Source organism: Methylosinus sp. DMC45 (genome assembly GCF_056313885.1).
On record NZ_JBQUZK010000053.1, the window covers coordinates 117,879 to 125,146 of the forward strand.

Here is a 7,268-nt window from a genome sequence, read left to right on the forward strand (position 1 = left end):
CTCGCACAGCGCGTCCTCAATGCAGCGACGTCCGCGCGCCTTGTGTCGAAATCGCCCGCGTCGTCGGCCGCACGGGAATGCGCAGCATCGCGATCGTGCCGATGCCCACATGCGAGCGTATGCGCAGCGCGCCGCCATGCAGCGCCATCAGCGAGCGCGCGATTGCGAGGCCGAGGCCAGAACCTTTCATGCCATTCTCTATGACCGCGATCGGCTGCTCGAAGGGCCGGCCGAGCTTGGGGATGGCGGCCTTCTCGATGCCGCAGCCGTCGTCCTCGACGAAAATGGCGACAGAGCGCGCGAGACGGCGCGCGCGCACGCGCACCGCGCCGCCGGCCGTGGTGAATTTCAGACTGTTGGAAACCAGCACGCCGATCGATTTGACGATCGCGTCGTGATCGCCATAGCAGCGCAGCCCGTCGCGGGCGTCGACGCTGATCTCGACGCGCTTCGTCTCGGCGCTGTGGCGGAAGCGCTCCACCGTGGCGCGCACGGCGCCCGAGACATCGACCTCGCGCTGGTCGAGCCGCACGCGGCCGGCCTCGAGCCGCGACATGTCGAGAATATCGGTCAGCACATCGAGCAGATAGCGGCCGCCCTGATGGATGTGGTTGCAATATTCGACATATTTGGTCGAGCCGAGCTGGCCGAACACCTGCGCCTGCATCATCTCCGAAAAGCCGATGATGGCGTTGAGCGGCGTGCGCAGCTCGTGGCTCATATTGGCGAGGAATTCGGATTTGGCCTGATAAGCGGCCTCGGCCTCGCCCTTCTGAAGATGATATTGCTCGGCGAGAGTGGCGAGCTGCTGCGCCTGCGCCTCCAGCGTCTGCCGTGATTTCAGAAGATCGGCGACGCTCGCCGTCAGCCGACGCTCGGAATCGATGAGCTTCTCCTGATTGCGCTTCAGCGCGGTGATGTCCGCGCCGACGGAGACATAACCGCCGTCCTTGGTGCGGCGCTCGCTGATCTGCAGCCAGCGGCCATCCGCCAGCCGCGCCTCATAGGTGCGCTCGCTCGCCGTCACGGCCTCATCGGAGACGATCTGCGTCTCGGCGAGGGCGGCGGAGGCGCTCGCCATGATGCGCGCATAGCTCGCGCCGGGCGCAGCGGCCTCGGCGGCGAGGCCGTGCAGCGCCAAAAATTTCGAATTGCAGGCGACGAGCCGATTATGCGCGTCCCACAGCACGAAGGCTTCCGAGATCGTCTCTATGGCGTCGCGCAGCCGCATGTCGGCCGTCGCCGCGCCCTCCACCAGCGCGCGCTGCTCGGAGATATCGACGGCGACGCCGACGAGGCGCTTGCCGCCCTCGGGATCGTCGATCAATTCGGCGCAGGCGCGCAGCCACAGAAACTCGCCGCGCGCATTGCGAATGCGGAACTCGTGATCCATGCCGCGCGAGCCGGAGGCGACGATCGTCTCGACGATGGCGACGAGATCGCCATCCTGCGGATGCAGCCGTGTCTTCAATTCGCCGAAGGAGAGCGAGCGCTGCTCGGGATCGAGGCCGAGCAGGCCGAACATGGAGTCGGACCAATGGATGCGCCCGCGCGCAATGTCCCAATCCCAAAGGCCGCAGCGGCCGGAGCCGAGCGCGGCGTCGACGCGCCGGCGCAGATCGATCTGCGCTCTCTCGGCGAGCGCAGCGCGACGCGCCTCTCGGCGAAAGGCGAGGAGGCCGAGCGCAGTGGCCGTAGCGACGGCGACCGACAGAGCCGCATAGAGGGCGAGAAGGCCGCGCCATTCGGCCAGCGCCGCGTCATAGGAGAGGATGGCCGCCAATTGTCCGCCGCCCTGCCCCGGCGAAAGATTGCGCACGGTGGCGAGCGCCTTGCGCCCATCGGCGAGGGTGACGCGCATCACGCCGGCCTTCTCGCCGAATTCGATCAATAGCTGCTCGGCGCCGAGCAGATCGGCGAGCGCGCCGGAGGCGACCAGCGGCGCCGTCGCGGCGACGATATGGCCGGCCCTATCGGCGACGGCGACGCGGCGTCCGCGCGTCGCGGCATAGTCCGGCAGCGCCGCCGCGCCGCTGCGCAGCGAGCTCTCCACGTCGCGCGAGACGGCGCGCGCGAAAATCTCGAGCTCCTGCGCCGCCTCCGCCAGAGTGCGCTCATGCGCGGCCTCGGCCAGAAGGAGAAGCAGCGCGCCGAATGCGACGGCGCAGGTTCCGAGCGCGAGAGCCAGCTGGCGCGCGCTCGGCGTTTTCGTGATCAGTCGGCCGATGCTCGAGGAGGCCGCAGCGCTCCATGACGTATCGGCGCAAGTCGTCGTATTGGCCGCGCGCCCACGCGCCATTTTCGTCCATCCCCGCAGTTGGCCCAAGAGGGGGAAAAACGCGCCGCATCCCGCCCCGAATCAGCCCCATTCGAATCCGCTGGCGGGATTTTGTCTAGACCTTAATAGGACGTAAAGCCCCTCAGCCGAGCGCGCGCGTCGCTATATCCGAGACGTCGGCGGAAAGATCGGGCGTCGACAGAATGCGACGCAGCGTCGATTCGGCGAGCTTGCGGCGGCGCTCCTCCAGCGATCGCCAGGAACGCAGCGCCGAGAGCAGCCGCGCGGCGAGCTGCGGATTTTTTGGATCGAGCTCCAGCACCACGCGCTCGAGCAGCGCATAGCCGGAGCCGTCCAGCGCATGGAAGCGCGTCGGATTGCCATTGGCGAAGGAGCCGACCACGGCGCGCACGCGGTTTGGATTGGCGAGCGAGAAATCCGCATGCTCCATCAGCCGCGCGATGCGGGCGGTGGTCTCAGCCTCGGGAATGGTCGCTTGCAGAGAGAACCATTTGTCGAGGACGAGATGGTCCTTCTTGTAGCGCTCGTAGAAGGCGGCGAAAGCCTCCTCCCGCGCCGCGCCCGGCACATGCGACAGCGTCGCCAGCGCCGAGATGCGGTCGGTCATATTGGTCGCCTCGGCGAATTGCCGCTCCGCCAGCGGACCGCCCGAGGCCGGATCGCCCGCGGCGAGAAGATCGAGCGCGACATTGCGCATGGAGCGCCGGCCGGCGCTGTCGGCGTCCGGCGAGAAGCCCTCCTGCGCGGCGAAGCGGGCGTGCGCCTCGGCGAGCGCCGCGCCCAAATGACGACCGAGATCGCGCTTCAGGCCGGAGCGCGCCGCGAAGATCACATCGGGGTCGACGTCCTTGCCGATCTCGCGCGCAATGTCGATCTCGGAGGGCAGAGCCAGCGTCTGCGCGACGAGGCTGGGATCGCCCTCCCCCGCCTCGACGAGCCGTTTCAGCGAGTCGAAAAAGGCGCGATCGTCCGACGCTGCGCCGCCGCGCGCGGCCTCTATGCGCGAGAAGATGGAGCGCAGCGCGAGGCTCTGCGCCGCCTGCCAGCGATTGAACGAATCGCTGTCATGGGCGAGCAGGCGCTCGAGGTCTTCCGCCGATTGCGGCGGCGCGAGGCGCACGGGCGCGGAGAAGCCGCGCAGCAGCGACACCACCGGGCGCGACGGCACATTCTCGAACACGATTCGGCGCGAAGGCGTCGAAAGCTCGACGACGCCGCGGGCGCATTCTTCCGCGCTGGCCCCGCTCTCGCCGGGCGCGGCGGACAGCGTCAGCTCGTCGCCATTCTCGCCGATGAGGCCGAGCGCCAGCGGAATGACGAAGGGCTTCTTTTCGTTCTGCCCTGGCGTCGGCGGCGTCGATTGCTCGAGGCTGAGCGTCAGCGTCTTGGCGCCCGCGTCATAGTCGCTCGCGACCGTCACGAGCGGCGTGCCGGCCTGCTCGTACCAGAGCGAAAATTGCGTCAGATCGCGGCCCGAGGCCTCGGCGAAGCAGGAGAGGAAATTCTCGACCGTCGCCGCCGTCCCGTCGAAACGCTCGAAATAGAGGTCCATGCCGCGACGGAAATCGGCGTCGCCGATCAGCGTCTTCAGCATGCGGACGATCTCGGCGCCCTTCTCATAGACGGTCGCGGTGTAGAAATTATTGATCTCATGATAGAGGTTCGGCCGCACCGGATGGGCGAGCGGGCCGGCGTCCTCGGGAAACTGCTGCAGCCGCAAGCCGCGCACATCGGAAATGCGCTTCACCGCGCGCGAGCGCTGATCGGCCGAGAATTCCTGATCGCGATAGACGGTGAGGCCTTCCTTCAGGCACAGCTGGAACCAGTCGCGGCAGGTGATGCGATTGCCGGTCCAATTGTGGAAATATTCATGAGCGATGACCGACTCTATGCCGGCGTAGTCGGAGTCGGTCGCCGTCTCGGGTGAGGCCAGAACATATTTGTCGTTGAATATGTTGAGGCCCTTGTTCTCCATCGCGCCCATGTTGAAGTCGGAGACGGCGACGATATTGAACACGTCGAGATCATATTCGCGGCCGAAGGCCTGCTCGTCCCAGCGCATGGAGCGCACCAGCGAATCCATCGCATAGGAGGCGAAGGGCTCCTTGCCGCGCTCGACATAGATGGCCAGCGCCACGTCGCGGCCGGAGCCGGTGCGATAGCTCGCCGAAATATGGCCGAGATCGCCGCCGACGAGGGCGAAGAGATAGCAGGGCTTCGGGAAAGGATCGCGCCAGACCGCGAAATGCCGCCCGCCGTCGAGATCGCCAGAGGCGACCGGATTGCCATTGCCGAGCAGGACCGGAGCTTCGCTCTTCTCCGCCTCTATGCGCGTCGTATAGACGCTGAGGACGTCCGGCCGATCCAGAAAATAGGTGATGCGGCGGAAGCCCTCCGCCTCGCATTGCGTGCAATAGGCAGAGCCGGAGCGATAGAGCCCGCTCAATTGCGTGTTGGCGGAAGGGTCGACCTCCGTCTCCAGCTCCAGCGTGAAGGGCCCCTCGGGCGGGGCGTGCAGCACGAAGGAATCGGGCGTCGCCTCATAGGCCTCGGGCGCGAGCGGCGCGCCGTCCAGAGCCGCGCGCCGCAAGACCAGCCCGTCGCCGTCGAGCGCGAGCGGCGCGCCCGCCCGGCCGGCGGGATTGCGCCTTATCGCGAGGCGCGCGACGACGCGCGTCTTGCTTCGATGCAGAGAAATATCGAGATCGACCGCGTCGATCAGAAACGCGGGCGGACGATAATCAGCGAGACGAACGGCCTGGGGGGGTGGGTTGCGCATGGGACCTCGATGCCCGTCACACCTACACGCGGCCGCGCGGCTTCGCAACGGAAACGGGACCGCCGCAGCCGATTCACGTCACGCATTGCCGCGGCGGCCGGCCTCGAACAGGAACCATATCCGCCTTTCGGCCTCGTCTATGTAATTCTCCAGAAGGCTCGCCGTGGCGACGTCGCCGCGCTCGTCGCAGATGGAATGCGCCTCGCGCATGCGCGCCGCCAGCGCGCCATTGTCGTCGCGGAGCTCCGCCAGCATGTCCTGCGGATCGACATAATCGGCGTCATTGTCGAGGATGCGCTGCAGCCGCGCGATATGGCCGATCGAGCGCAAGCTCGTGCCGCCGACCTTGCGCACGCGCTCGGCGATCTCGTCCGTCGTCGCAAAAATCTGCGCGCCCTGCTCGTCGAGCAGCAGATGATAGTCGCGGAAGTGCGGGCCGGAGACGTGCCAGTGGAAATTCTTGGTCTTGAGATAAAGGGCGAAAACATCCGCCAGAACCGCGTTCAGCGCGCCGGTGAGGTCGCGCGTCGCCTCGGGCGAGAAGCCGGTCGGCGTCTCGAGCGCGGCCTTTTGGCGGGAACGAATTTCACGGTTTGTCATGCGTCGCTACTCCTCGAGCGGAGGGCTGGATCGCTATGACAAGATATGCCGGCGCCTGCGGCTTCCCATGGCCGGGCGCGGATTTTTTGCAGAACGCGGATTTTTTGGAAGTCGCGGCGGATTTTCCGCGCGCGCTTCAGCCGGCGGAGACGCTGGGAAGCTCACTCTCGGGCTCGGCCGCAGCCGGCTCGGCCGCGTGGCGGCGCGTCGGCAGGCGGTGAATGGTCGCCGATTCCTGGTCGTCGTCGCGATCCATCCGCGACAGATCCTGACGCACCATCAGCACGAAGAGCGCAAAGGCGATGGCCGACATCGTTCCGATCGTCACGTCGAGAATGGCGAAGCGCCACAGCCGCGCCTCCACCACCTGCGGGCCGAGCCAGCAGGCGAACAGGCTCCAGGCCGCGACCAGAATGCGGAACTCCGTCGCGCCCATGCCGCCATAGGACAAGCGATGCACGCCCGCCGTCGCCACGCGCAGATAGGTGTAGGAGCTCATCAGAAGATAGAGCGACAGCACGAACAGCGCCGAGGGAAGCGTGAAATAGGGCGAGACGCCGAGGCCCACGACGATCAGGCTCTGCGCGATCAGATCGCTCGAATGATCCAGAAGGAAGCCGTAGCGCGGACGCTCGATCCCGCGATAGCGGGCCAGCGTTCCGTCGAGCGAATCGCCGAACCAGTTCAGGAACAGGCCCGCCACGACCACTGCGAGGAAGCCGGCCGACCAATGGCTGAGCGCGAAGCCCGCCGCCGTCATCGCCGCGCCGACCAGTCCGGCCGCCGTCAGATGATCCGGCGTGGTCCAGGCGGGAAGCCGCGGCGCCAGCGCCTGCAGCACGCGCCGCTCGCCGATCGCCAAAAGGCTCGTGTTCAATCGGTTCGCCAAGAAACCCCCTCGAAAACCAAGCCCGTGCTCGTTCCTGCGACGATCTCGCCGGAATCACGACTCTTTTTCGCACTGCAATATCAGTGCCCGTGAGATTGCCCCGCGCCCGTCCCCTCCGTCAACCGTTATTGCTACCCTTACGGTAGATTTCAGAGGGGACTATTCCGCATGCGTCACTTCACCGCAGCGCCGACCGCAGCGCCTTGAATCGCCGGCTGCGTCAGCATGGAGACCAGCTGAAACGCCTTGGCGATCTCCGTCACAGGCGCGTTGGACACATATAATATGTCCTTGTCCCGCATCGCGAACCGACGCGCCGTGAACAGCGCCGCCGGACTGCGCATGTCGAGATGATAGGCCACCGGAACCTGACGCTGTGACGCCAGCAGCGGCGACACGGTCGGATAATCCGCGATCACCGCCGTCTGCTCGTAGCGCAGCACGAACAGCCCGCTCGGATCGGCGCGCTGGTCCGCGAGGCCGCCGGCCTTGCCGATCGCCTCCTCCAGCGTGATTCCCCGCGCGTCGAAGGGCACCACGGCGTTGGCCCCGGTCGCGCCGGCGACCGTGAAGGTCTGCGGCGTCCGCTCCACCGTCAGCACATCGCCCGGACGCACGAATATATTCTCGCGCGGATTGGCGAGCAGCGCCTGGATCGGCGCGCGCGCCGTGCGGTCGCCGCGCGTCAGGCTGACGAAGGT

The 7,268-nt window shown here is 66.9% G+C and carries 4 protein-coding genes and 1 pseudogene; all 5 read right to left on the reverse strand.

Annotated elements, in window-relative coordinates; all coding sequences use genetic code 11:
• Nucleotides 1-16: 16 nt before the first annotated feature.
• A complete protein-coding gene (locus tag ACT53T_RS18220) occupies nucleotides 17-2,299 on the reverse strand; it encodes a PAS domain-containing sensor histidine kinase (RefSeq protein WP_476162297.1) in 2,283 nt (760 codons plus the stop codon).
• A 121-nt stretch (nucleotides 2,300-2,420) separates the two neighbouring features.
• A complete protein-coding gene (gene pepN / locus ACT53T_RS18225; protein WP_476162298.1) occupies nucleotides 2,421-5,078 on the reverse strand; it encodes an aminopeptidase N in 2,658 nt (885 codons plus the stop codon).
• A gap of 78 nt (nucleotides 5,079-5,156) precedes the next feature.
• Complete coding sequence (locus ACT53T_RS18230; protein ID WP_018265712.1) at nucleotides 5,157-5,678, reverse strand: Dps family protein; 522 nt, start codon at nucleotides 5,676-5,678, stop codon at nucleotides 5,157-5,159.
• 136 nt (nucleotides 5,679-5,814) lie between these two features.
• Nucleotides 5,815-6,567 carry a CDP-alcohol phosphatidyltransferase family protein gene (locus tag ACT53T_RS18235; RefSeq protein ID WP_400768172.1) on the reverse strand — a complete coding sequence of 251 codons (753 nt, stop codon included), beginning with the start codon at nucleotides 6,565-6,567 and terminating at the stop codon, nucleotides 5,815-5,817.
• Between the two features lie 173 nt (nucleotides 6,568-6,740).
• A pseudogene (locus ACT53T_RS18240) lies at nucleotides 6,741-7,268 on the reverse strand (polysaccharide biosynthesis/export family protein); the annotation flags it as partial.

Excerpts from the sequence above, each read along its gene's own strand:
- ACT53T_RS18220 (WP_476162297.1), bottom strand. The coding sequence starts at position 2,299 with ATGGCGCGTGGGCGCGCGGCCAATACGACGACTTGCGCCGATACGTCA.
- pepN (WP_476162298.1), bottom strand. The coding sequence starts at position 5,078 with ATGCGCAACCCACCCCCCCAGGCCGTTCGTCTCGCTGATTATCGTCCG.
- ACT53T_RS18230 (WP_018265712.1), bottom strand. The coding sequence starts at position 5,678 with ATGACAAACCGTGAAATTCGTTCCCGCCAAAAGGCCGCGCTCGAGACG.